This is a genomic window from Desertivirga brevis (assembly GCF_017355835.1).
The window spans coordinates 153,945-177,963 of the sequence record NZ_JAFEWF010000009.1 but is presented as its reverse complement, the minus strand read 5'-3'; the positions used below and the strand labels follow the sequence as shown (position 1 = coordinate 177,963).

Sequence of the window (24,019 nt, the reverse complement as noted above, 5' to 3'; positions counted from 1 at the left end):
GGCCACTTCCCTATCAACCTTCTCCCATTGGCATCCAGGTATTTGCCACCTATTTACTGCCTCTGTTTAAAGACTTCCCTTTACTGCAAACCATTTAATCTGATTCCTGTATTACATAGGACATCGAACGCCTTTTGTAATGATAGAGATAATACTGGTAGAAGATCATAAAATTGTACGAAATGGCCTTAAAACAATGCTGGAGCAGGAAGAGGATTTTACCATTACAGGAGAAGCCAGCAATGGGGCTGAAGCCCTTTCATTACTGCATGCCGGAACAAAGGCTGACATCATTTTAACCGATGTAAACATGCCTGATATGGACGGGATTACCTTAGCAGGTATTCTTAAAAGGGATTATCAGGATTTGAAAGTTCTGATACTTTCGATGATGGATAATGAAAAATATGTGTTTCAAGCATTCGAAGCAGGAATCAGTGGTTATTTACTAAAAAGCACAGGATTGGAAGAGATGATCTTCTCCATACGGCATGTCATAAATGGCAACCAGGTGATCTGTGCAGATCTTGGTATGCGAATGTTAAAGAAAGCGTCGCGTGCAGCTATCCTTAATGAAGATGCGGAAGCAGCCCACCTTCTTACAGCAAGAGAACTTGAAGTACTAGCCTTAATCTCAGAGGGATACACTAACAACGAAATTGCCGAAAAAACTTTTACCAGCCGACGCACTGTAGAGGGACATCGCCAGAGTCTAATCGATAAATTCGGCGTAAAAAATACGGCTCAACTAATTAAACATGCCTGTAAAACAGGTATTCTTTAAGGAAGAGCACATCAAGCCATTCTACTTTACTTTAGATGGATAATATCCTGGTTACTATCCCCTGTTCTTCAGTCTTTCCTTTTATCAATGATCTTGGTTGATCCCTACAATTAGCGAATCTTGAAGCAAACCTATCATTAGAATAGAACCTGCATTTCCAATAATAACATTACCTCCAATGGTTATTGTTGCTGATAACATTAAAATCTACTTTCTCCATTGAATTAAATAAGCAATGAGTAGGCTTGTGGGGAAATAATGGTATCGAGAATATCTTAACCTACATCAAGGCCAATTCTTATCCCCCGTCAATGTTCACATCCGGCTGGCACTATAACTTTGCCTGTATAGAAACACAAAAAGTAAAGAAATGGAAAATCAACTATTAGGACTTCATCATATAACAGCAATTGCAGGCGATGCAAAACGGAACTATGATTTCTATACTCAAATTTTAGGCTTACGACTTGTTAAAAAAACTGTAAACTTTGACGATCCCCATACCTATCATTTTTATTATGGAGATCGGGTTGGAACGCCTGGAACTATTTTGACATTCTTTCCCTGGGGAAATATTCAAACAGGCAGAAGAGGCACTCGTCAGGCTACAGAAATAGGATATTCTGTACCCTCAAATAGTTTAGAATTCTGGTTGAAGCGTTTGGAGGAAAAAAACGTGACCTATAATAAGATCTCAGAGAAATTCGGGGAAAGATATCTTACTTTTTTAGATCCTGACGGACTAAAGTTTGAGTTGGTAGAGTCTAAAACACCAGATGATCGCCTACCTTGGGAAACTGCTGAGGTTAAAGCAGAACATGCAACACGAGGGTTTCACAGCGTAACAATTACCACGAGCAAATTACAACCAACAGCTGATGTTCTTACAAATTTGTTTGGCTACAGGTTATTGGAAAGTAATGTTAACAGATACCGTTTTGTTACTGACACTGTAAAAAATGCCAACATTGTGGATGTTGTCGAAGTTCCCGGAGAAGCAGTAGGTCATGTGGCAGGAGGATCGGTACATCACGTAGCATTCAGAGTGAAGGATGATAAAGTTTTGATGGAAATAAGAGATAAGATCGTCGGAGCAGGACTACATATCACAGAAAAAGTAGACCGTAATTACTTTTACTCCTTGTATTTCCGTGAACCAGGGGGCGTATTATTTGAAATCGCAACGGATAATCCAGGTTTTGCAATAGACGAAACAATTGAAGAACTAGGTTCAGACCTAAAGTTACCCTCTCAATACGAGGTTCGAAGAAATGAAATCCTTACTTATTTACCACAACTATAGTTATTTGAATAATCTTTAATATTAAGACATGAAATACCAGGAAATCGCACTTATAGACAACAAGGGTGCTCATAATTTTGAACTTTGGGTTGAAGGCAAAAAGTCGTTTATAGATTATAAGCAGCGGGGAGACAAGGTTTACATCTTACATACTGAAGTACCGGAGGAACTTGAAGGTAAGGGAGTTGCAGCAGCCCTTGTAGAAAAAACACTAAGATATCTCGATGAAAACCAGTTCCGCTTAGTACCGCTTTGTTCATATACCCAACTATTCCTCCGTCGACACCCCGAATGGTACAAATTGGTAGATGATAGTGATGTTCAATAATAACCGAGGAATTAGTTATATCAAAGCCGGCATTGTTATGCCAGGCTTTGTTTTTGCCAATTAGTCGACAAACAAAAAAGGCGACCGTTGGCCGCCTAACATTTTTTGTTGTCCACTATTATTTAACCCAAAGGTTCACGGGATATTTCACGAATCTTTTTGCGATAACGAAGCAGATATAAGCAAAAAAGGGAGCGCAAACTACATCAATAGTAAAATGCACGTGTTGTATAAGAACCAGGATACCCATTGCTATAGTTCCGAATAGAGCCATTGCTTTTTCTGATTTCCCTTTCAAGCACAGATAAAACAGAAACTGAGTAGCTGTATGACCAGAGAAAAAAAGATCTTTTGTAACATAGCTCTTCCCATAGAAATGATTGCTTATAGGATCAGCTATTGGGATCAGGTCATGGGGAGGATCAAAGGGAATTAAAGCAATTGTAAAAAATCTTACCACATTCATGATAATGAACCCATACATAAATAATAAAAACAGCTCAGGTTTCTGCAAAGTACGGGTGATAGTTAACACTCCCATTAACCATGTAATGATAAAAATAGGCATAGAAACATCCATTGCGGGTAGCATATGAAGAATTGGATCGTGCTGATCGTACCCATTTCTGGCCTGAATGAATTGATAAAAAAGTGGAAAAATAGGCAGTAATGTACCAAACAAACCTGCTCCTAGTAAAAACTTCTGTTTAAACTGCGAATCCTGCCATGCTAACTCCCACCTGCTCAAAGACGCACTGATAATTTTTACTCTACTGTTGTTCATTTACAGAAATATAACTATTAGTTCACAATAAGTTTAAGGCGTGCAAATATATGTGATTCCTAACTTTTTTTAGCGGTTATTGAGAAGATTCCTAAACAATTATTATAATTTAACGTTTGCAAACTTGTTTCTTACACCCGGAAGAATTTCTATATCAATCCCTTATCCTTTCGTTATATCCAGAAAGAAAACTATTTTTGCACAAAACTTCAATTAATGCCTCAAAATATCGCTCCGGGTACTGCTACCACTCCTGCAACCGCATTTGAACGCCTTCTCCAGATCATGGATACTTTACGGGAGCAATGTCCCTGGGATATGAAGCAAACGATGGAGACCCTTAGGCACCTTACCATTGAAGAGACTTACGAACTTTCTGATGCCATCCTTGAAGGCGATTTACAAGAAGTAAAAAAAGAGCTTGGAGATATAATGCTTCATCTTGTTTTTTATGCCCGCATTGGCTCTGAAAGTAATCATTTCACTATTACAGATGTACTTAATGGCATTTGTGATAAATTAATCTCACGACATCCCCATATTTATGGAGATGTGGAGGTAAAGAACGACCAAGATGTTAAACGAAACTGGGAGCAGCTGAAGTTGAAGGAAGGGAATAAATCTGTGCTGGGTGGAGTACCTGTTTCACTGCCCGCGTTGGTAAAAGCTTCAAGAATACAGGAAAAAGCCAGGGGTGTAGGTTTTGATTGGGAGGAAAAAAGCCAGGTGTGGGAGAAAGTAGAGGAAGAATTGCAGGAATTCAAAGACGAGTTTAATGCAGCCGCACCTGAATCAATTGACAAAGAAAAGGCGGAGGCCGAATTTGGCGACTTACTTTTCTCCCTGATCAACTATGCGCGGTTCATTGACATCAATCCTGAAAATGCCTTAGAAAAAACCAATAAAAAATTCATTAAACGATTTCAATATCTTGAAACGAAAGCGCTCGAGGCCGGGAAAGCTTTAAAAGATATGACACTTGCAGAAATGGATATTTATTGGAACGAGGCAAAAAACCAATAATTTTTTTATTCTCCTGTTACGTTCGGATCCTTCTTACCGTAATGGACTAAAACAATAAATTAAACACCAATTAATCAATGTTTAAAAAAGCCCCCCTTTCTGAGGCCGAGTTGGTCCAGAAATGCAAATCAGGCGAATTAAAATACCAGGAGAAGCTGTACAAGCATTTCTATGGTTATGCCATGGGGGTTAGCTTACGTTATCTCAGCGAGCGCGATGATGCACTGGAGGTTGTTAATGATTCATTTATAAAAGTATTCAAGGCAATACAATTTTATAATGAGACACAACCCTTTAAAGCGTGGTTACGACGCATAGTAGTTAACACCGCTATCGACCTAAGAAGGAAGAACATGAAGTTTCAGAACAATGTAGATATTGAGGAAGCTGTGTATGTAGGAAGACAAGCAGAGGCTGTAGAACAACTTTCAGCCAAAGACATACTAAGGCTTCTTGATGCATTACCCGAAGTTCAGAAGACGGTATTCAACTTGTACGAGATAGATGGTTACAGCCATGATGAGATAGGCGATATGCTTAACATTCCTGTAAGTACATCAAGGGTGTACTTAAGCAGGGCAAAGGAAAAATTAAGAAATTACTTGAACCAACAGGAGAAGAGTTATGCACGATCAGTTTGACGACAGATTAAGCGGGAGGATCAGAGACGTGTTCGAGAATTTTGAGGATGGGTCTGCTGATCAGGGTTGGAAGGAGCTTCGAAAGCGGTTTCCCGGAGAAAAGGAGCGGAAAGTTGTACCGATGTGGTGGTGGCAATCTGCCGCAGTGCTATTAATGGCATTAGGAACGTGGGCTTATTTTGGGCGGAATGAGGACAAAATCTATTTGACCGGCAAAACAACAAAAGGCCAACCTCGTTCTGAAACCCCTGTAGAAGCTCAGAACGCCACTTTTGATAGAGATACGACAGCAGCAATAAGGCTAGGGAATGAGAGTGTAACAGGTCCCCTTGCCTCTATAAGCTCCCCGGTATCACCTTCAAGATCTCACGCTTCAAGGGGCTATTCCCGTTTAAGATCCCATAAACAAAATATCAAGAAAAATTACGAAGCTGAAATATTGCAATCCAGGTACTCTAGTAACCCAGTTAACGCTACAACTAATGAGGATTTGGCTATAGTAGCTAATGAAGAGCAAAGGGTAATTATTGCTAATTCCGGAGATACTGCAGACTCAGCAGTAGTACTTGCAAAAAATAATACCGTAAACGCGCTTGAAAGACTTGTTGTTGCAGATATGCTGCAGAAACAGAAAATAAAGAGCGCCCCTGCACCTGTAACTCAACTAGCTAATTTAAGTGAAGACAAAACACAGCCGGTTACCCCAGTAAAAAAATCTAAAAAAGTAAGTATCGGCGTTTCGGCGGGAAGTTATATGAATTACGCAAAGGGAAGTGAGGGATCTTTGAATACCGGAGTTGGGCTTTTATCGGAGATTTCGGTTTCTAAAAAACTTAAAATTTCCACCGGCATTTCACTTGCACAAAATACCTTGAAATTCTCTACTTCCATACCAGAAGCTGCTAGCGCTAGTTTTGTTGCATCTTTACCACAGGAGGAGGAGCTAGGTATTGATAAAAGTGGATTTGGCATAATTACCAACCCTCCAGTAAGTTATAGTTTGAATAAATACAATGCTTCTTTATTAGGTTTAGACCTGCCCATTAATCTAAAATATTCACTGCTGAAACAGAAGAGAGAAGTTTATATCTCTGCTGGATTAAGTTCTAACTTCTTTATTGAGGAAAACTATAGCTACTCGTACCAAGTGAATGCCGGTAGCAACAGCAGCACAAAACATGAAGATGACAATGCAGGAAGAAGCAAATTCGAGAACTTCGACCTTGCACGAATGCTTAATGTGTCTGTTGGATTAGAACAACCATTAACTAAGCAAAGCAGGCTTTCTTTCGAACCCTTCCTAAAATATCCTTTAGGGGGACAAGGAGCCAGAGATATACGCTTTGGTTCTGTTGGAATGAACTTGAAGCTCAATCTTAACAAGTAGAAGTTATTAGAAAGCAACTATTTATCCACTGACCATTAGTTATAAAAAGAAAAAAACCTTGGGCTACAGAGCTCAAGGTTTTTTTCTTTTTATACTTCAATTACCACCTCTATTTCTGAATTCAGGCAATTTCTTGTCAAGACATTCTTGTTTTGGTTAAAGTTAAATTTAACTTTGCAGCAGATAACACACAATAGTTGCCGATTCTCATCGTTTAACCGCTTATCTATTTATTGTTTTTTATTCACCTAATCTAAACCCGTGTGAAAAAATTATCTTATTCAATTTTTGTAGCCTCTGTAATATTGAGTTCTTGCAAAAAAGAAGATTTAAGCAGTTTGAAGCAGTCTTCTATCAATTCCAGATTCTCCAGTCATGTTGACGAGAAGGTTTATTTGATTTCCGAAAGCGGATCTATCACCCTTGAAGTAACCTCTATTTCAGACAACCGGTGCAAGGGACATGATTTTTGTACAGACTCCGGCGATTGCTCGGTGCGCGTCAAAGTTTCTAACCTGAATAACTCGACAGCCGAAAGTATTCTCATTATCGATAATTCAAGTGAGCATCAGACGCATGAAGTTCACTTCCGGCTGGATAAAAAGAGTTACCTGGTTCATTTGAATGGTGTAAATCCTAAGCCCTTCTCGAATAATGCCACAACACCGAAAGTAGCTGAATTCCTTGTAGAAGAGGTTAGGTAGCACTACTTGAAACTTATCGTCTTTACAGGAGAAATCCTGGTAACCAGCATAGAGGGTATTAATAATACAATCAGACACACAGCTAATGTGCTCAGGTTGAGAATTAGAATATCCGCTATGCTGAATTCCACTGGTACAAATTGCATGTAATAAGAGCTCTGGTCGAGTTCAAAAAAATGAGTCAGATTTTGGAAGAGGCCTAATCCTATTCCAATTAGATTGCCCAACAGAAGCCCGAAACCAATGAGAAAAGCGGCATTATTGAGGAATATTTTTTGAACCTGCCAATTAGTACAGCCGAGAGCTTTTAAAATTCCAATCATATTTGTTCTCTCGAGGATAATGATCATTAATGCTGAGATCATATTAATGACAGCAACCGCCATCATTAGAATAAGAATTACTTCGGTATTTACGTCCAATAGAGACAACCATTGGAATATTGTCTGGTACCACTCTTTAATAGTATAAGTCCTGATGTTATAAGCAATGAAACTACCTACGTCATTGTTAATTTGATCCAATTTATCGAAATCCCTTACCCTTAGCTCAAAACCACCGACCTCATTTGCTTTCCATTTATTGAGTCTTCTAATTTCTGCAAGATCACCGATAATATAAGTTTTATCGACCTCTTCAACTCCCAAGTCGTAAATCCCAACTATTTTAAACTTCCTTTTTAACAAGGACTGTTGCACAAAATACATCAGAAAATCATCACCAAGCTTAAGCTTAAGTCTGTTGGCCAAGAACTTAGATATTATAATTTGCTTCCTGGCTTTTACACTATCCGAGTAGTCGATAACCTTTCCAGCCACTAAAACACGCTTGAAGTAGGTCCAATCGTATGTTTTGTCTACACCCTTTAATACCACACCCTCGACTTCCTCATTCGTATTTATAATCCCTGTTTTTATTGCATAAGGCTGAATATGAGCAATTCCTGGTATTTGGCGGATCTTTGATAAGGTATCTTGAGATATGGAAAAAGGAGAGTTTTCGTATGAACTATTAAGATCATACTTCATAGCAATAATATCTCCTGAAAAACCCCGCATTTTATCCCGGATCTCAGATTTAAAGCCTTTCACGACGGCGACGGACAAAATCATTACCGCTAAGCTTAACATTATCCCTATTATTGCTATGCGGACACTCAGTTTTGAAAACGTACGTTTAGAGTTGAACGTAATTCGACGGGCAATAAAAGCTGGCAGGTTCAAATGCAATGATATTTATGTAAAGCAAAGATGCAAATTTTAAATTTGTTGAGATAAAACCGCGAAATAAGCGTAAATGTTGTCGATATTTAAAATACTGACAAATACAGAAACATGAAAAGACACGCTGTGCGATTAGTGCTCCTGACATTGCTTCCAATTCTTCTCTCGTGCACGAGTAAGGTTAAGAAGCCAAACACCTCCGTTATTAGCAGAAAACAGATGGAGAGCATGGAAAGTTCTCCAGCCTCTATTATTACAGGAGCTGCACAAACGGAGGTATACTTACCTCTGTTAAAAGGTAAGAGAGTTGGAATGGTAGTTAACCAAACCTCGGTGATAGCTGGAAGCCATAGTATTGATGCTTTAAAAAAGCTCGGAGTTAATATAGTCAAAGCCTTTGGTCCTGAACATGGCTTTAGGGGACAAGCAAGTGCTGGTGCAAAAGTTCAAAGCGGAACAGACCCTCAAACGGGAATTCGTGTTATTTCATTGTATGGTTCGCATTATAAACCCACGAAGGAAGACGTTTCTGGATTAGACATTCTTGTTTTCGATATCCAGGATGTAGGAGCCCGGTTTTACACTTATATTTCCACACTTCACTATGTAATGGAAACATGTGCAGAAAACGGTATCCCTTTACTAGTTTTTGACCGGCCTAACCCTAATGGTTTTTATGTGGATGGACCAATTTTGGAATCGAAGTACCAATCTTTTATCGGCATGCATCCTATTCCTATAGTTCACGGAATGACAATAGGTGAATATGCGAAAATGATCAATGGTGAAGGATGGCTGAAGAATAAGGTTAAATGTAATTTGAGAGTGGTAACGATGAAAGGATATCGTCGTTCAATGCCTTACACCCTTCCCGTTAAACCTTCTCCAAATCTCAACACACAGCAATCTATTCTTCTCTACCCTTCCCTTTGCCTGTTCGAGGGAACAATCATTAGCCAGGGGAGAGGAACTTATTTTCCGTTCCAGGTTTTAGGAGCACCAGAGCTTGTGGGGAAATATACTTTTAACTTTAGGCCGGTGAGCATTGCGGGAATGAGTGAAAGTCCTTTGCACCAAGACAAAAACTGCTATGGACTGGACTTGAGGAAATATGATACGGAGATCTTCAGAAAAACGGGCCAGCTTAATCTGCAATGGTTAATAGAGCTTTATAAAGCCTACCCTGATAAGGAGAAATTCTTTGATTTTAAGCAAAGCAAGCAGATGAATAATTTCGACAAGCTGGCGGGAAACGAAACATTAAGAAATCAAATTATTGCCGGAAAGAAGGAATCTGAGATAAGGAAAAGTTGGGAACCAGGCCTCACAGCATTTAAAGAAAAGCGAAAAAAATATCTATTATACCAATAGCTGGGGTATCTCATTTTTGCTATGACTTCTTACTTTTGGAAAATTATATGAGAATAATATTTATGGGAACTCCTGACTTTGCCGTTGCTTCGCTAGATGCATTGGTTAACGCAGGATGTGACATTGTTGCCGTTGTAACGGCTCCTGACAAGCCTGCAGGAAGAGGTCAGAAGTTGAGTGAATCTGCTGTAAAAAAATATGCAGTGGAACACGACTTACCTGTATTACAGCCTGAGAAACTTAAAAATCCAGAATTCATTGAGGAACTAAAAAGCTATAGGGCAGATCTTCAGGTAGTAGTTGCATTCAGGATGCTACCCGAAGTTGTATGGAATATGCCGTTGAAAGGCACTATTAACCTTCATGCTTCATTGTTACCCGAATATCGGGGAGCAGCTCCGATCAACTGGGCAATTATTAATGGAGAGAAACAGAGTGGTGTATCAACATTCTTCCTTCAGCACGAAATAGATACTGGAAACATTATTTTTTCGGAAGTAGTTGAAATTGAACCTAATGATACTGCTGGCGATCTACATGACAAGTTAATGCAGACAGGTGCAAAATTACTCGTTCAAACAGTGAAGGCTATCGAGACCGGCCAATATCCGGAAACACCGCAAAAGGAAGTGACCTCTACAACTCCGACTCATGCGCCTAAAATTTTCAAGGAAGATTGTGTTATTAATTGGAACCAACCCGTTCAAAAAGTTTATAATCTTATCAGAGGACTTAGTCCCTACCCCACTGCATATACCTCTATTAATGGCAAAACCCTTAAAATATTTGCTGCAGATGTTGTTGAAAAGGAACCTGGCATCCAGCCTTCCGGTTTTTTAAGTGATGGTAAAACTTATTTAAACTTCGCTTGCATTGATGGCTTTATCTCCGTGAAGGATGTCCAGGTTGAAGGAAAGAAGCGAATGACGGTAGAAGAATTTCTGAGAGGATTCAGGCTCCATTAATAGATGAAGGTTGCTATAATAACAGCATAAAGTGTAAACACTCAACAAAAAAGGCTATTTCCATAAAGAAAATAGCCCATTTTAACATCTTTCAATCGAACATTATTTGTATAGCAGTGGAAACTTCGATGGATTTGTTTCGTGCATCATTTCCAGAACAAGTTCAATCACGTCGTCTGTTGAAGGTTTGCTGAAATAGTCTCCATCAGAACCATAAGGAGGCCTGTGTTCCTTAGCCGAAAGGGTACGAGGTGCACTGTCTAAAGCATAATAGCCTTTCTGTTTTTCAATAACTTGCTGAAGAATAAAGGCGGAAGCTCCACCAGGTACGTCCTCATCAACTACCAGCAACTTATTTGTCTTCTTCAAAGAATTCACACAAACATTATTGAGATCAAATGGGTGAAGGGTTTGGGGATCAACAATTTCAACAGAAACTCCTGCCCTTTCCAATTCTTCAACAGCCTCCTCTACCACGCGTAATGTAGATCCGTAGGATATAATGGTAATATCAGAACCTTCCTTTATAACTTCGGCATGTCCAAGAGGCACAGTAAATTCTCCAACATTAGAAGGGAGTTTTTCCTTTAGACGGTACCCGTTCAAACACTCGATAACGATAGCCGGCTCGTCTGCCCTTAGTAGCATATTATACATTCCAGCTGCTTGAGTCATATTACGAGGGACACAAACGTGTATTCCTCGCATAATTCCCAAGATCATTGACATGGGAGAGCCCGAATGCCAAATGCCCTCCAAACGGTGCCCACGCGTTCGTATTATAACCGGTGATTTCTGACCACCTTTTGTTCTATAGCTTAGACTGGCAAGATCATCGCTAACAACATTAATGCAGTAAAGAAGATAATCCAGATACTGAATCTCGGCAATTGGTTTCAAACCTCTTAACGAAAGTCCTATTCCCTGTCCTATAATAGTACTTTCACGTATACCAGAATCAACCACTCTCAAGTGTCCATACTTAGCCTGTAGTCCCGCAAAGCCTTGATTTACATCTCCAATACTACCTACATCTTCGCCAAAAGCAATGATCCGGGGATCTCTTGCGATATTCTCATCGAAACAAGCATTAAGAATTTCCCTTCCGTCTAGAAGTTTTGCATCCTCGGAAAATTCTGCCGGGATCACCGGGATGGTGGCAGGAGAATTTACAGATCCGGTAAATAATTTTGAATTATATCGCTCGCGGTTCAGAGCCAGTTCTCTCTCATACCATTGCAAAAGCTCATTTTTTTCGCGGGAATCAATATGGGCAGTGATACGCACTGCTTTTCTAACAGCGGATAATGTTTCACGTCTACCCGCATCAGATTGGGCTCTTAGTTCAGCAACCAGCTGATCTATTTCAGGATGTTGTAAAGCGTCTAATAAAGAAATTGCATCTTCTTTTTCAGCCTTTAAGGTATTTAATACCTCAGTCCAGGCAGCTTTCTGACATTCCCTCACGTAAGCCTTGGCAACCTCCTCCATTTCAGTAAGCTCCTCTTCGCTTGCAATTGCCGATTCTATGACCCATTTGCGCATCTGCACCAAACAATCATATTCCGCTTCCCAATCCAGACGTTCTTTCGTTTTATATCGTTCGTGCGATCCGGAAGTTGAATGACCAAGAGGCTGGGTCATTTCGTGTACATGGATCATTGAAGGGATATGGTGCTCACGACTTATGTTTGCGGCTCGCTCATACGTCTCGCACAGGCCTGGATAATCCCAACCTTTTACTTTGAAAATTTCGAAGCCCTCTCCTTTCTCATCTCTCTGGAATCCTTTAAGGATCTCAGATATATCCATTTTAGTGGTTTGCAACTCAGATGGGACGGAAATAGCATAAGCATCGTCCCAAACAGAAATCACCATTGGGATCTGAAGTACACCTGCGGCATTAATAGCTTCAAAGAAGACACCTTCAGAGGTAGAACCATTACCGACTGTCCCAAAAGCAACTTCATTTCCATCAATAGAAAATTCTGACAAGTACTTGAGTTCTGGATTCTGACGGTATAATTTAGAGGCCCAGGCCAAACCGACAAGTCTGGACATTTGCCCACCAGTAGTAGAAATATCAGAAGAAGTATTTTTCTGTTCAACCTGGTTTTTCCAGGTTCCATCCTCATTTAAGATGCGGGTAGCAAAATGAGAGTTCATTTGCCGACCGCCCGAAAAAGGGTCGAAATTGACATCTGTATTACCATATAGCTGAGAAAAAAACTCGGTAATGGTAGCCATGCCCGCTGCAAACATAAAAGTTTGATCACGGTAATACCCGGCTCGCCAGTCGCCCTTCTTAAAGGCCTTGGCCATTGCGACCTGAGCTACTTCTTTGCCATCTCCAAAAATGCCAAACTTCGCTTTCCCTGTTAATACTTCTTTTCTGCCTAAAATACTGGCCTGCCGGCTTTCGTAACAGATACGATAGTCGTTGAGGACAATTTTTTTGAATTCCTCAAAACTTAGTTCAGAAATATCAAACTGATTAGTAACATGTTTTATCGATGACATACGTGCTGAGTCAATCTTCAAAAATAATAAAAACTAAACGCAATGAAACTCTATAATTTCAGATGCGTATATTGACTATAATAAATTAAACAATAGCAAATACTTTTATATTTGCATATAGTAAAACATCATTTTGCACACACACATTAAACTTTTTGCTTTTGATGTATTCTAAGTAACTGAAAACAACAATTAAAATGAAAAAGCTATTAACTTTTTGCGCTGTTATCCTGGCTATCACTTTTACTGCGATGCGCGCAGATGTACAGGGAGAATTCAAATTTGAGAAAGAGACACAGGACTTCGGTAAAATTACTCAAGGCAAACCAGTAAGCTATGAATTCAAATTTACTAACGTAGGAGATCAGCCTATTATTCTTACAGAAGTACAACCTACTTGTGGCTGTACAGTTGCTAAGTTCACCAGTACCCCGGTTAAAAAAGGCGAAGTAGGAACAATCTCTATAACTTATAATGCGGCAGCAATGGGCCCTTTCAGTAAAGCAATTACTGTGAAGTCAAACGCGAAAACTTCCGTTAAATACATTTACATCAAAGGCGAGGTAGTAAGCGAGAACTCGAAATAAAAATAAAACGCTTAAAAAAACTGAAACCTCTCTGGAACCAGAGAGGTTTTTTTATTTTTGCAAACTATGCCACAAATTTCAAATAAGGGGAAGCTAATGCCAGCATCTCCTATAAGAAAGCTAACCCCCTACGCAGAGAGAGCAAAGGAGCAGGGGAAAAAGGTGTACCATCTAAATATCGGACAACCTGATATTGAAACACCGGAGGTTATGCTTAATGCTATTAAACATATTGACTTTAAAGTTTGGTCTTATACCCAATCTGAAGGTACCCTATCATATCGTAAAAAGCTGGTTGAATATTATAACAGGGCGAAGTACAACGTGACTGTTGATGATATCTTGGTTACCAGTGGTGCTTCAGAAGCCATTGTGATTGCAATGCAAACATGTTTGGATTCTGGAGATGAAGTTATTATCCCAGAGCCCTTCTACGCCAACTACAATGCCTTTGCATGGATGAGCAATGTTACTGTGAAACCTGTTTTATCTGTAATAGAGAATGGGTTTGCAATGCCGCCGATCAAAGAATTTGAGAAATTGATCAGCGAAAAGACAAAAGCGATATTCATTTGTAATCCGAATAACCCAACAGGTTATTTGTACTCTTACGAGGAGATGGTTGAGCTGAAGAACCTTTGTCTTAAATACGACCTTTACCTTTTTGCTGATGAGGCTTACAGGGAATTTTGTTACGACGGCAATCAGTTCTTGTCGCCAATGCATTTAGACGGCTTAGATGAGCATGTCATTATTTTTGATAGTATCTCTAAACGTTACAGTGCATGCGGCGCCCGCTTGGGTTGCTTTATTACTAAGAATAAAAAGGTTATAGAAACAGCACTTAAATTCGCCCAGGCGCGTTTAAGTCCTGGAATGGTAGCACAGATAGCAGGAGAAGCTGCTGTTGATACTCCCCAATCGTATTTCGACAAAGTAAACAAGGAATATACCGAACGCCGGAATATGCTGGTAGAATCCCTGAATAAAATGGACGGTGTATTCTGTCCTAATCCAGGTGGTGCTTTTTATGTAGTGGCAAAATTTCCGGTAGATGACGCAGAAAACTTCTGTCAATGGATGCTGGAAGAGTTTTCCTATGACAATCAGACAGTAATGATGGCTCCTGCGGCAGGATTTTACAGTTCTCCGGGCGTTGGAAGAGACCAAATCCGTCTGGCATACGTTTTGAATAAAGAAGATCTGGCTAACGCTATGATTTGTTTGGAAAAAGCATTGAAAGAATATCCAGGCAGAACAGAAGTTGGCGATTTAGAGCTAGCGGTTAGCAAATAATAGCTATACTTGCAAACGCAAACATACTGGGGTCGACCGGAATTGACAGGATGGATGATAAGTGTGTAAGCATGCAGCGAATTGAGGGTTCATCGCTATAATCAGTATCCTCAAACAACAAAAGGCGAAAATACATACGCTCTTGCTGCTTAATCTTAACTGAGTTAAGGTTAGCCTTTGTTACACTTTAGAAGTGTAAGCGAGATGTTTCCCGGGAGCCAAGTCTGGCGGCACCCGAACCGGAAGCACGGAAAAGCCGGAATAAGGATAAAAGAGCTTCGATTTTATCCCGACAACTAAAGAAGCTAAGGATTAAGCAGGCTGTTTGTGGCCAACTTAATCTCGAAAACCAACCACAAAATAAGCATGTAGAAAACGCATCTGGTCCCATGTTTGGACGAGGGTTCGAATCCCTCCGGCTCCACTCTTAAAAGCCTTTCAAATATTTGGAAGGCTTTTTTTATACCCTTTTTCTAGCCAAATAACCAGATAGATAAAATAAAAAGCGTTAGAAATAACGCAAACAATATCCCAGCGACTCTTAATAGTTTCTTGATATCTTCACCCATGGGGTGCAAATCTAAAAATAAAAGCAGGCTGCTTATTACTTAATTTTTTGATTAGGGGATATTACCTTTTCTTTGCGCAATACTATTGAAGGAATGCTTTATTTGAAAAGGAATCTTTTTTTGTTTCTGATGTTGCTCGGTCACCAGGCACTGGCAAGCTTCGATTTTAATCCACAATGTCTAAAGGCATACAGAGAGATCTTTGCTCTGCGTTTAACTAATGCACGTAATCTAATAGAAATAGAAAAGAAAAAGAACCCCCAAAACGCTATTCCTTACCTTCTTGATAATTATGTAGATTATTTCAATATCATCACTACTGAAAATAAATCAGAGTTTGAGAAACTTAAGAATAACAAGTCGCCGCGCCTGAACCGGATCGAGAAAGACGACAAAAGCTCACCCTACTATCTTTTCGCGCAAGCCGAGATCCATATGCAGTGGGCTCTAACCTATGGATACTTCCAGGAATACCTTTCTTCCTCAATGGAACTGAAAAAAGCATACTCGCTATTGCAGGAGAATGCCAGGAAGTTCCCACACTTTTTGCCGAATCAGAAAAATATAGGAATGTTGAATGCCGTGCTGGGTTCGCTACCAAGCGGGTTGAAGAAAACAATTTCTGTGTTTGGGATGCGGGGAAATACTGGAACCGGGGTAAAAATGCTGGAAAACCTTGTTGGCACCTTGCCTAACTCCGCCTATGCTCATTTCTACGACGATGCTGTTTTCTGCCTTTCCTATATTCAAAGCGGTATCTTAAACGACCGGGGTGCTTATCCGAAAATAGTTTCCAACGTACAAAGGATAGACTCTTCAAGCCTACTTAAAAGCTATATCCTGGGGTATAGCGCTTTGCGTACGGCACATACGGATGAGGCTTTAAGGGCTCTGGAACATCGTCCTAGAGGAGCAGAATACCAATCCTACCCCTACCTTGATTATCTCTCCGCAACAGCCCGTTTGCGAAAGCTAGACTTTAGCTCGTCAAATTTATTCATGACCTATCTCCGGACATACCGGGGTATAAATTATATCAAGGATACTTATCTTAATTTAGCCTGGATATCTCTTCTTAAGGGAAATACAGCAGGCTATAAAGATTATATTCAGCTTGTAAAAACTAAAGGTTACGCGGTACACGAAAAAGACAAACAGGCACTTCAGGAGGCCAATGACCCTATTCCAGATACAGATCTATTGAAGGCAAGATTATTGTTTGACGGAGGATTTTACGATAGAGCTTTGAACGAATTGAAGGATAAAAAAGCAGGAGATTTCAAGCTGTTAAGAGATAAGATCGAATTTTGCTACCGGTTGGGAAGAATTTATGACGAAACAGCAAGAGACGAGCTTGCGATTAAGTTCTATCAGTATGCTATCGACTTAGGAAGGAGAGAAAGGTATTACTTTGCTTCGAACGCTGCCTATCGTGTAGGAAATATTTATCTTCAAAAGAAGAATTACGGGAAAGCTCGTGAGTACTATCAGCAAGCGATCGACATGGAAGACCACGATTATGAGCGCAGTGTTGAGGCAAAAGCAAAAGAAGGACTAAATAAAATCAATGACTAAATCTGCATAGGAATTGCAAATAAAGAGGCTATCTTAAATTTGTTATAATGTGGTTGAGTTAAACAACAACTACCCATTTTAACCTTTAAGACAGCCTCTTATTTATCTTCCGGTATTATTTCTATTACCAAGATTAGGATCTTTTGCAGTCGAGTTGAAATCACTTCTGCGATCGATCTTCTTCTTTAAATTATTCCTCTTTGGAGGATTAATTAACTTCTCGGAAGGAACATTGGAAGGAGTTTGGCCCGTATGATTGTGCCTGTCTTTTTCGTCTTCCATAAAAACTAAATATCTCTTGGTGAAATAGTACCTGGTTCGTGATCAATAATTCTGCTGGTAGAGCGACTAGGAACATCGATGTTTACAGATCTGTTCAGGCCTTGGGTTGTAGAGCCTTCTTCGTCATCAGTCAAGTCCTCGTCATCTAAATCATCCTCATCGTCAAAATCATCATCGTCATCGTCGGCCAACAGATCGTCGTCCTCTTCATCGATTTCTACAGGATCTATCTCGTCGAGATCATCGTCGTCATCATCATCCAGAAGGTCATCATCTTCGTCACCGCCCACCGCGCTGATCTTATGAAGATCCACAACGTCTTCGTCGTCGTCATCCAATAACTGATCATCGTCCAATAACACATCATCGTCATCGGCTAACAGATCGTCATCTTCTTCTGGACTAACCATATAGGAATCGTCAATATCGTCCGCGTCAAGATCATCGCCAATAGGAGTCACCTCAGTGTTTTCTCCCAAATCGTCGTTATCGTAACCAACTTCATCGTCATCTTCCGGGTCAACCCTTAAAACATCTTCTCTTAAGTATTCATCTTGAACAGTTAAAAGTTCATCACGAAATAGTGTCATAGGTAATTAGCTAAAGGTTTTTATCTAGATAATAAACAGTTAGGCTTACCCTGTTTGTTTTGACTAAATGGAAAATAAGTTTGAGGGGTTCGAACCTAATAGGAACTAAAGGAGCGAAGTCATGGCGTCCTTTAATTTGCTTACCGTATAATCGATCTCTTCTTTTGTATTCAACTTACTAAAAGAAAAACGGATAGCGGGGCGCGAGGGACTTGCTCCTATTCCTTCCAGGACATGCGATCCGATATTTGTTCCCGAACTGCAAGCACTTCCTCCCGAACAAGAGATCCCTGCTATATCCATGTTAAACAGAAGCATGTCGGCCATGTCCATTTCGGGGAAAGACACATTCAGTACTGTATATAAACTTTTGTCGGGATCTGTTTCTCCATTGAAGCTTACGCCCTCAATCTCCTTCTCCAACTGTTCTTTCATGTACGACTTGAGTCGCTGGATATATTGTTGATGCTCATCCATGTGGGAATAAGCGATATCAAGGGCTTTTGCTAAGCCTGCGATGCCGTATAAATTTTCTGTTCCTCCCCGCATATTGCGTTCCTGTGAACCGCCGTAAATGAGAGGGTTGATCTTAACCGAAGGGTTTATATAGATAAAACCAACGCCTTTGGGGCCATGGAATTTATGACCTGCACAGGTAATAAAGTGCACTTTAAGTTCTTGAAGATTATGACGGTAATGACCCATTGTTTGAACAGTATCACAATGAAAGATAGCGTTATACTGCCAGCAAAGATCGCCCACAGCCTTCATATCAGTTAAAGTACCGATTTCGTTATTAGCCTCCATCAAAGAAACTAAACTTCTTGAGTTAGTTTGCAATAACTCCTCCAGATGGCCAAAATCAACGGTTCCTTTATTGTCGACCCTTACATAACTAAGCTTGATTACTCCTGCTTTCTCTAATGCCTCCAGTGTATGAAGTACAGCATGGTGTTCTATCCTTGAGGTTATAGCATGCTCAATTTTATAATCAGTTACAGCAGAACGAATAGCTAAATTATCTGCTTCCGTTCCGCCGGAAGTAAAAAAGATCTCGGCCGGAGAGGCCTTCAACAAACTTGCTATTTTTTTCCTTGCTTTCTCCACAACTGTCCTCGCCTCTCGCCCATGGGCATGGATGGAAGATGGATTACCATAGTAAGTCTCCATCACCCTACACATTTCCGTCATTACTTCTGGATCAATGGGGGTCGTAGCTGCGTTGTCGAGATATATTTTTTGCATGGGTTATTAATGAGAGAAGGAGAGAATGATAGAATGAGTGAATGATAGAATGATAAAATGAGTGAATGAGTGAATGAGTGAATGAGTGAATGATAGAATGAGTGAATGATAGAATGAGTGAGTGAATAATAGAAGGCTACTAATGAACCCGTCTTTTTATATTTTCAGAGGCCGATTTTCGCGCTTTTGCGACTACAGCCAGGATCTCTTTTGCTTCGTCCAACAGAGGTCGCATTTTAGCTTCACTTACAATTCCAGATTCTATCATGACCTCCATCCAAAATAACGTTTCATCTGCCTCTTCTACTACTATACTTATCTTCGAAAAAAACTCTGCTTGAGATCTTCCTCTGCAGGCGGCTCTATAATTTGCTCCTACAGAGGAAGATGATCTCAGAAGCTGTCTACCAAGTATTCGAGCCTCATCTGACTTTGGAAGTTCTTTGAAAAATAAAACATTGTTAACTACAAATCTTTTTGTACGCTTCTTGAAATCTTCAATGAATTCGAGCTTACTGGTTGCATTCATTTAATAAATTTACCAGCCTCGATTATTTAATAAAATAATTTCAGGCAGTTTTGTAATTCTTTCATTCATTAAATCATTCCTTCAATCCTTATTCGTTCGATCCTTATTCGTTCAACTGTAATATTTCCTTAATATCAGAAATGATCTTATTAGCCAAGTTATTGGCAACAGTTTCTGAATTTCCTTCTGAATATATCCTGATTATTGGTTCTGTATTTGATCTGCGAAGATGTACCCATTCCTTGTCAAACTCGATCTTCAGGCCATCAATAGTCGAATATGGTTGGTTCTGATATTTTTCCTCAACTTTCTTTAACAGCCCATCAATATCCATCTCAGGGGTAAGGGTTATTTTATTCTTAGATATAAAATAACTTGGATAGGTGCCTCTTAACGCAGAAATCGACTTTCCAAATTTAGCTAAGTGAGTAAGGAATAATGCAATTCCAACTAAAGCATCGCGGCCATAGTGAAGCTCAGGATAAATAATTCCCCCGTTTCCTTCGCCACCTATAACTGCATTAGTTTCCTTCATTTTATTCACAACATTCACCTCCCCTACTGCTGCTGCATTATAACTTCCACCGTTATTTTCGGTTACGTCTCTTAATGCACGTGTGGATGACAGGTTCGAAACTGTGTTTCCGGGGGTATTTTTTAGAATATAATCTGCTACTGCCACCAATGTGTATTCTTCACCGAACATGGACCCATCCTCCGAAACGAAGCAGAGCCGGTCAACATCCGGGTCTACAGCAATGCCTAAGTGAGCCCTTTTTGAAACAACTTCCTGAGATAAAGCAATGAGGTTTTCCGGAAGGGGTTCAGGGTTATGAGGAAAATGCCCGTCTGGCTCGCAATAGAGCTCATAAACTGTTTCTACACCTAAAGCTTTTAGTAATGCAGGTACAAAGATACCTCCCGTTGAGTTGACACAATCTATAGCAACTTTAAATTTAGCTTTCCGGATTGCTTCAACATCTACCAGCGGCAGCGCAAGTATTTTATCAATATGTTTTTGCAGATAAGAAGTATCTGTGGTGACTTTACCAAGCTGATTAACATCCGAAAAAGTTATGTCTGTTTGCTCTGCAAGTTCAAGAACTTCTTTACCGGCCTCGTCATTAATAAACTCTCCTTTTTCATTCAAAAGCTTAAGGGCATTCCACTGTTTAGGATTATGACTTGCTGTTATGATGATCCCTCCAGCGGCATTTTCATCAGGAACAGCAATTTCAACAGTTGGAGTAGTAGATAACCCGAGGTCTACTACATCGATACCAATACTTTGAAGGGCACCAACAACAAGATTTCGAACCATTTCACCCGATATACGAGCATCACGACCTATTACTATTTTGTTTTTTCCCGACTTTGCGGTTACCAGTTTTCCAAAAGCTACTGAATATTTTAATATATCAACTGGAGTAAGTCCGTTTCCGGCTTGCCCGCCAATAATTCCTCTGATACCTGATATAGATTTTATTAAAGTCACGTGAATGATTTTGAGTGTTCAAAAATAAGAATAAAAGATATAGGCCCCAACCTCGACGGTTTAAAAGCCCAGGGAAACATAAAAAAGAGGTACTATTACCTTTAGAATTATATGTCTTTGGACATTTTTTTACAAAGCAGGTAAAATTTAAAGGCAAAATTTTATCTAAGTTTGTACCCTTATATATATCCTTATGCCCATTAAATGGTATCAAAACTGGTTCAGCTCTCCCTATTACCATATTTTATATCATCAAAGAAATGACGAAGAAGCCGAGCTTTTTATCGATAGCCTTTGTGCTTTACTAAAGCCTGTAGACGGTTCGAAAATACTTGATGTGGCATGTGGCCGGGGCAGACATTCAGTATACCTTAGCAGAAAAGGGTATGATGTAACTGGAATAGATCTCTCTTACAGCAATATTAAATTTGCCAAACAGTTTGAAAACGAGAAGTTACACTTCTTCCAGCATGACATGAGGCATTTGCTTTTTATCAATTACTTTGATATAGCGCTTAACATGTTCACCAGTTTCGGCTATTTCGAAAGTGAAAGGGATCATGTAAATGCGTTAAGGTCTTTTCGTAAGTCGCTTAAGCATGATGGAGTGCTTGTTCTTGACTATTTTAATACTGAAAAGATCATAAAAAACCTTGCAAGACAGGAAGTGAAACACATAGAGGGGATAGACTTTCACTTGTCAAAAAAAGTAAATGACGGAAAAATAATCAAAACGATTGGGTTCGAGCATAGAGGCAAGGACTATCATTTTAAGGAAGAAGTTAAAGCATTTACGCTGGCGGATTTCGAGAAAATGTTTCGTTTGAGCGGCTTTACTATCGAGCAAACCTTTGGAAATTATCATCTTAATAGTTATGATCCGATTAAATCAGATCGTCTAATATTTATTTGTAGAAAAGCCAATGTTTGAACAAATTATTCAATTTGACCACCAGGTTTTTACGGCGGTAAACAGCGGGCTATCAAACGCCTTCTTTGACTGGCTTATGCCCATGTTAAGAAATCGCTATTTCTGGACTCCAGTGTATGTATTTCTTATCATATTCCTTATTAGAAATTATAAAAAAAACGGGGCAATTTGTATCCTTTTCCTTCTTCTTACTTTTGCTCTTGCTGATTTTATAAGCGCATCTATTATCAAACCGTCATTTCAACGATTAAGACCGTGCAACGAAGTTGGTTTTAAAGAAGAAATAACCTCAAGAGTAGCATGCGGTGCGGGATTCAGTTTTCCATCCTCGCATGCGAGTAATCACTTTGCCATTGCAATGTTCCTTTCGATGGTATTTGCAAAAAGATGGAGGTGGATATGGCTGTTAACTTTCTTGTGGGCCTTTAGTATTTGTTTTGCTCAGGTCTATGTTGGTGTACATTTCCCCATTGATGTTATTGCCGGAGCTCTGTTAGGTTGTATTATCGGCTATCTTACAGGAACTGGTTTTCTTACCCTTCTATCTGAGAAAAAATGGAATTCTGGCCTTTAATAATTCTTTTTGCAAGCTGCTTTTTCGGAGGTATCTCTATCTTCTACTTCAAAAAAAGCAATGCTTCTTCTTTAAAATTAATCCTGTCTTTTAGTGGTGCCTATCTTTTTGCAATCACAATACTTCACTTAATTCCGGAAGTATATCAGAATTCAAGCCACCAGATCGGGCTCTTTGTACTTGGGGGATTTCTTTTTCAGATCCTGCTCGAGCAATTTTCGGAGGGTATCGAACACGGGCACATTCATAAGCATAGTCACGATCACCACGCCTTTCCTTTTGGCATTATGATTTCTCTATGCCTTCATGCTTTTTTGGAAGGCATGCCATTAGCTAAGGGTTATCAGAATGAACTTTTATTTGGAATTGCCTTACATCATATTCCCGCGGCGTTTGCTTTGGGTAGCGTATTGCTACAGAATCATATAAATAAGACGAAGATAATTTACTTGTTGGTTCTTTTTTCCCTAATGTCTCCAGCAGGTTATCTTCTCAGTAATGCTCTAAGTAACGGTTCGGTTGGGAATATTGAGCAGTACTTTGATAGGATCATGGGTGTTGTAATAGGTATCTTTCTACATATTTCTACCACGATTTTGTTTGAATCAAGTGTAGATCACCATTATAATAATAAGAAGCTTGTAGCAGTTCTTAGCGGCGTGGCCATAGCTCTAATCAACTACTTGCTTCATTAGCCTCTCATTTTATCGAGGAGCTGGTTAAGTTTTAATACCTCCTCTTCTGAAAGATTTGTTCTAAGAACATCGTCAGGGGTGATCACCGGATCCAACTTTTTGAGAATCTCCAGGCCTTTTTCGGAGATAATAATATCAACTGCGCGGCGATCTTTCTGATTAACAGAACGAGTAACCAGTCCTTTTTGAACCAGGCGGTCGACAATGCGAGAGGCATCAGACATTTTGTCCAACATGCGTTCTTTAAGAAGATTGATGGTTGCCGGTTTAGGATATTGACCGCGGAGGATACGAAGAATATTGAACTGCTGTAACGTAATTTGATGGTCATCTAATCTCTCTTTTAGAATAGAAGTTATCCAGTTGTAAGTATAAACCAGGTTAACAACTACTTTTTGATAATCGCTTTCAAACTTCGATTGAATTTCCTTCTCAAGATCCATGTATTTTAGGTGTGATACTGTTATTATTTAATGGTTGTTCTTTTGTTTTCAGCGCTTTTTTCCATGGACAGTGCAAGCATCCACTCTTGCAGCAATATCCTCTTTTTAAATGATAGGTGGCGGTAAAAACAAGCAGACCGCTATCATTCAAGTAATAGTCTTCACCCTCCTTCAC

The 24,019-nt window shown here is 39.6% G+C and carries 25 protein-coding genes and 1 other RNA gene; 16 read left to right on the top strand and 10 right to left on the bottom strand.

The window, feature by feature from the left end; genetic code table 11:
* The first annotated feature begins 139 nt into the window (after window positions 1-139).
* The 3 genes from J4N25_RS20335 to J4N25_RS20325 all read left to right on the top strand — a co-directional run bounded on the left by J4N25_RS20335 (window position 140) and on the right by J4N25_RS20325 (window position 2,415).
* Complete coding sequence (locus tag J4N25_RS20335; RefSeq protein WP_207423640.1) at window positions 140-784, top strand: response regulator transcription factor; 645 nt, start codon at window positions 140-142, stop codon at window positions 782-784.
* Between the two features lie 370 nt (window positions 785-1,154).
* On the top strand, window positions 1,155-2,087 hold the full coding sequence (locus J4N25_RS20330; RefSeq protein ID WP_207423639.1) for a ring-cleaving dioxygenase: 933 nt from the start codon (window positions 1,155-1,157) through the stop codon (window positions 2,085-2,087).
* Between the two features lie 28 nt (window positions 2,088-2,115).
* Entirely contained in the window at window positions 2,116-2,415 is a 300-nt protein-coding gene (locus J4N25_RS20325; RefSeq protein ID WP_207423638.1) for a GNAT family N-acetyltransferase, read from the top strand.
* A 118-nt stretch (window positions 2,416-2,533) separates the two neighbouring features.
* On the opposite strand, the gene J4N25_RS20320 is transcribed toward J4N25_RS20325, so the two are convergent.
* Window positions 2,534-3,199: a phosphatase PAP2-related protein gene (locus J4N25_RS20320; RefSeq protein WP_207423637.1), complete on the bottom strand. Its 666-nt coding sequence runs from the start codon at window positions 3,197-3,199 to the stop codon at window positions 2,534-2,536.
* Window positions 3,200-3,415: 216 nt separating this feature from the next.
* On the opposite strand from J4N25_RS20320, the gene mazG reads away from it, so the two are divergent.
* The 4 genes from mazG (at window position 3,416) to J4N25_RS20300 (ending at window position 6,954) form a co-directional block, all read left to right on the top strand.
* Complete coding sequence (gene mazG, locus J4N25_RS20315) at window positions 3,416-4,222, top strand: nucleoside triphosphate pyrophosphohydrolase (RefSeq protein WP_207423636.1); 807 nt, start codon at window positions 3,416-3,418, stop codon at window positions 4,220-4,222.
* A 77-nt stretch (window positions 4,223-4,299) separates the two neighbouring features.
* Window positions 4,300-4,863, top strand: coding sequence for an RNA polymerase sigma factor (locus tag J4N25_RS20310; protein ID WP_207423635.1), 564 nt, complete (start codon window positions 4,300-4,302; stop codon window positions 4,861-4,863).
* Window positions 4,847-6,250, top strand: coding sequence for an outer membrane beta-barrel protein (locus J4N25_RS20305; RefSeq protein ID WP_207423634.1), 1,404 nt, complete (start codon window positions 4,847-4,849; stop codon window positions 6,248-6,250). The genes J4N25_RS20310 and J4N25_RS20305 overlap by 17 nt, the downstream gene beginning before the upstream one ends.
* Before the next feature lie 263 nt (window positions 6,251-6,513).
* The gene (locus tag J4N25_RS20300) at window positions 6,514-6,954 is read left to right on the top strand and encodes a hypothetical protein (RefSeq protein WP_207423633.1); all 441 of its coding nucleotides are present in this window, start codon (window positions 6,514-6,516) and stop codon (window positions 6,952-6,954) included.
* Between the two features lie 2 nt (window positions 6,955-6,956).
* Here J4N25_RS20300 and J4N25_RS20295 read toward each other — a convergent pair whose 3' ends face one another.
* The gene (locus J4N25_RS20295) at window positions 6,957-8,177 is read right to left on the bottom strand and encodes an ABC transporter permease (protein WP_207423818.1); all 1,221 of its coding nucleotides are present in this window, start codon (window positions 8,175-8,177) and stop codon (window positions 6,957-6,959) included.
* A 111-nt stretch (window positions 8,178-8,288) separates the two neighbouring features.
* Between J4N25_RS20295 and J4N25_RS20290 the strand changes: the two genes are divergently transcribed.
* Both J4N25_RS20290 and fmt read left to right on the top strand, forming a co-directional pair.
* Window positions 8,289-9,548 (top strand): exo-beta-N-acetylmuramidase NamZ family protein, encoded by a 1,260-nt coding sequence (locus J4N25_RS20290; RefSeq protein WP_207423632.1) that lies wholly within the window; start codon window positions 8,289-8,291, stop codon window positions 9,546-9,548.
* A 47-nt stretch (window positions 9,549-9,595) separates the two neighbouring features.
* Window positions 9,596-10,513, top strand: a complete 918-nt coding sequence (fmt, locus tag J4N25_RS20285; protein WP_207423631.1) for a methionyl-tRNA formyltransferase — start codon at window positions 9,596-9,598, stop codon at window positions 10,511-10,513.
* A gap of 102 nt (window positions 10,514-10,615) precedes the next feature.
* Here the strand turns inward: fmt and J4N25_RS20280 are convergent, their stop codons facing one another.
* Complete coding sequence (locus J4N25_RS20280; protein ID WP_207423630.1) at window positions 10,616-13,033, bottom strand: alpha-ketoacid dehydrogenase subunit alpha/beta; 2,418 nt, start codon at window positions 13,031-13,033, stop codon at window positions 10,616-10,618.
* Between the two features lie 197 nt (window positions 13,034-13,230).
* Between J4N25_RS20280 and J4N25_RS20275 the strand changes: the two genes are divergently transcribed.
* The 4 genes from J4N25_RS20275 (at window position 13,231) to J4N25_RS20260 (ending at window position 17,060) form a co-directional block, all read left to right on the top strand.
* A complete protein-coding gene (locus J4N25_RS20275; RefSeq protein WP_207423629.1) occupies window positions 13,231-13,620 on the top strand; it encodes a DUF1573 domain-containing protein in 390 nt (129 codons plus the stop codon).
* 66 nt (window positions 13,621-13,686) lie between these two features.
* Window positions 13,687-14,916, top strand: coding sequence for a pyridoxal phosphate-dependent aminotransferase (locus J4N25_RS20270; RefSeq protein ID WP_207423628.1), 1,230 nt, complete (start codon window positions 13,687-13,689; stop codon window positions 14,914-14,916).
* 28 nt (window positions 14,917-14,944) lie between these two features.
* Window positions 14,945-15,343: a transfer-messenger RNA gene (ssrA, locus tag J4N25_RS20265) on the top strand.
* A 244-nt stretch (window positions 15,344-15,587) separates the two neighbouring features.
* Complete coding sequence (locus tag J4N25_RS20260) at window positions 15,588-17,060, top strand: tetratricopeptide repeat protein (RefSeq protein WP_207423627.1); 1,473 nt, start codon at window positions 15,588-15,590, stop codon at window positions 17,058-17,060.
* Between the two features lie 102 nt (window positions 17,061-17,162).
* Here the strand turns inward: J4N25_RS20260 and J4N25_RS20255 are convergent, their stop codons facing one another.
* The 5 genes from J4N25_RS20255 to glmM form a co-directional block, all read right to left on the bottom strand.
* The gene (locus J4N25_RS20255; protein ID WP_207423626.1) at window positions 17,163-17,342 is read right to left on the bottom strand and encodes a hypothetical protein; all 180 of its coding nucleotides are present in this window, start codon (window positions 17,340-17,342) and stop codon (window positions 17,163-17,165) included.
* A 5-nt stretch (window positions 17,343-17,347) separates the two neighbouring features.
* A complete protein-coding gene (locus J4N25_RS20250; RefSeq protein WP_207423625.1) occupies window positions 17,348-17,932 on the bottom strand; it encodes a hypothetical protein in 585 nt (194 codons plus the stop codon).
* 105 nt (window positions 17,933-18,037) lie between these two features.
* The gene (locus J4N25_RS20245) at window positions 18,038-19,177 is read right to left on the bottom strand and encodes a cysteine desulfurase family protein (protein WP_207423624.1); all 1,140 of its coding nucleotides are present in this window, start codon (window positions 19,175-19,177) and stop codon (window positions 18,038-18,040) included.
* A gap of 139 nt (window positions 19,178-19,316) precedes the next feature.
* Window positions 19,317-19,706: a four helix bundle protein gene (locus tag J4N25_RS20240; RefSeq protein WP_207423623.1), complete on the bottom strand. Its 390-nt coding sequence runs from the start codon at window positions 19,704-19,706 to the stop codon at window positions 19,317-19,319.
* A gap of 103 nt (window positions 19,707-19,809) precedes the next feature.
* Window positions 19,810-21,201 carry a phosphoglucosamine mutase gene (glmM, locus tag J4N25_RS20235; protein WP_207423622.1) on the bottom strand — a complete coding sequence of 464 codons (1,392 nt, stop codon included), beginning with the start codon at window positions 21,199-21,201 and terminating at the stop codon, window positions 19,810-19,812.
* 193 nt (window positions 21,202-21,394) lie between these two features.
* Here glmM and J4N25_RS20230 point away from each other — a divergent pair, with 193 nt between their 5' ends.
* From J4N25_RS20230 to J4N25_RS20220, 3 genes are read left to right on the top strand one after another with little or no spacing between them, the layout of a single operon-like run.
* Complete coding sequence (locus J4N25_RS20230; protein ID WP_207423621.1) at window positions 21,395-22,132, top strand: class I SAM-dependent methyltransferase; 738 nt, start codon at window positions 21,395-21,397, stop codon at window positions 22,130-22,132.
* Window positions 22,125-22,706: a phosphatase PAP2 family protein gene (locus J4N25_RS20225; protein WP_207423620.1), complete on the top strand. Its 582-nt coding sequence runs from the start codon at window positions 22,125-22,127 to the stop codon at window positions 22,704-22,706. The genes J4N25_RS20230 and J4N25_RS20225 overlap by 8 nt, the downstream gene beginning before the upstream one ends.
* Window positions 22,688-23,401, top strand: coding sequence for a ZIP family metal transporter (locus tag J4N25_RS20220; RefSeq protein ID WP_207423619.1), 714 nt, complete (start codon window positions 22,688-22,690; stop codon window positions 23,399-23,401). The genes J4N25_RS20225 and J4N25_RS20220 overlap by 19 nt, the downstream gene beginning before the upstream one ends.
* On the opposite strand, the gene J4N25_RS20215 is transcribed toward J4N25_RS20220, so the two are convergent.
* Together J4N25_RS20215 and J4N25_RS20210 are read right to left on the bottom strand one after the other, a co-directional pair.
* Window positions 23,398-23,844, bottom strand: coding sequence for a MarR family winged helix-turn-helix transcriptional regulator (locus J4N25_RS20215; protein ID WP_207423618.1), 447 nt, complete (start codon window positions 23,842-23,844; stop codon window positions 23,398-23,400). The genes J4N25_RS20220 and J4N25_RS20215 overlap by 4 nt on opposite strands.
* Complete coding sequence (locus J4N25_RS20210; protein ID WP_207423617.1) at window positions 23,834-24,019, bottom strand: C1orf53 family protein; 186 nt, start codon at window positions 24,017-24,019, stop codon at window positions 23,834-23,836. The genes J4N25_RS20215 and J4N25_RS20210 overlap by 11 nt, the downstream gene beginning before the upstream one ends.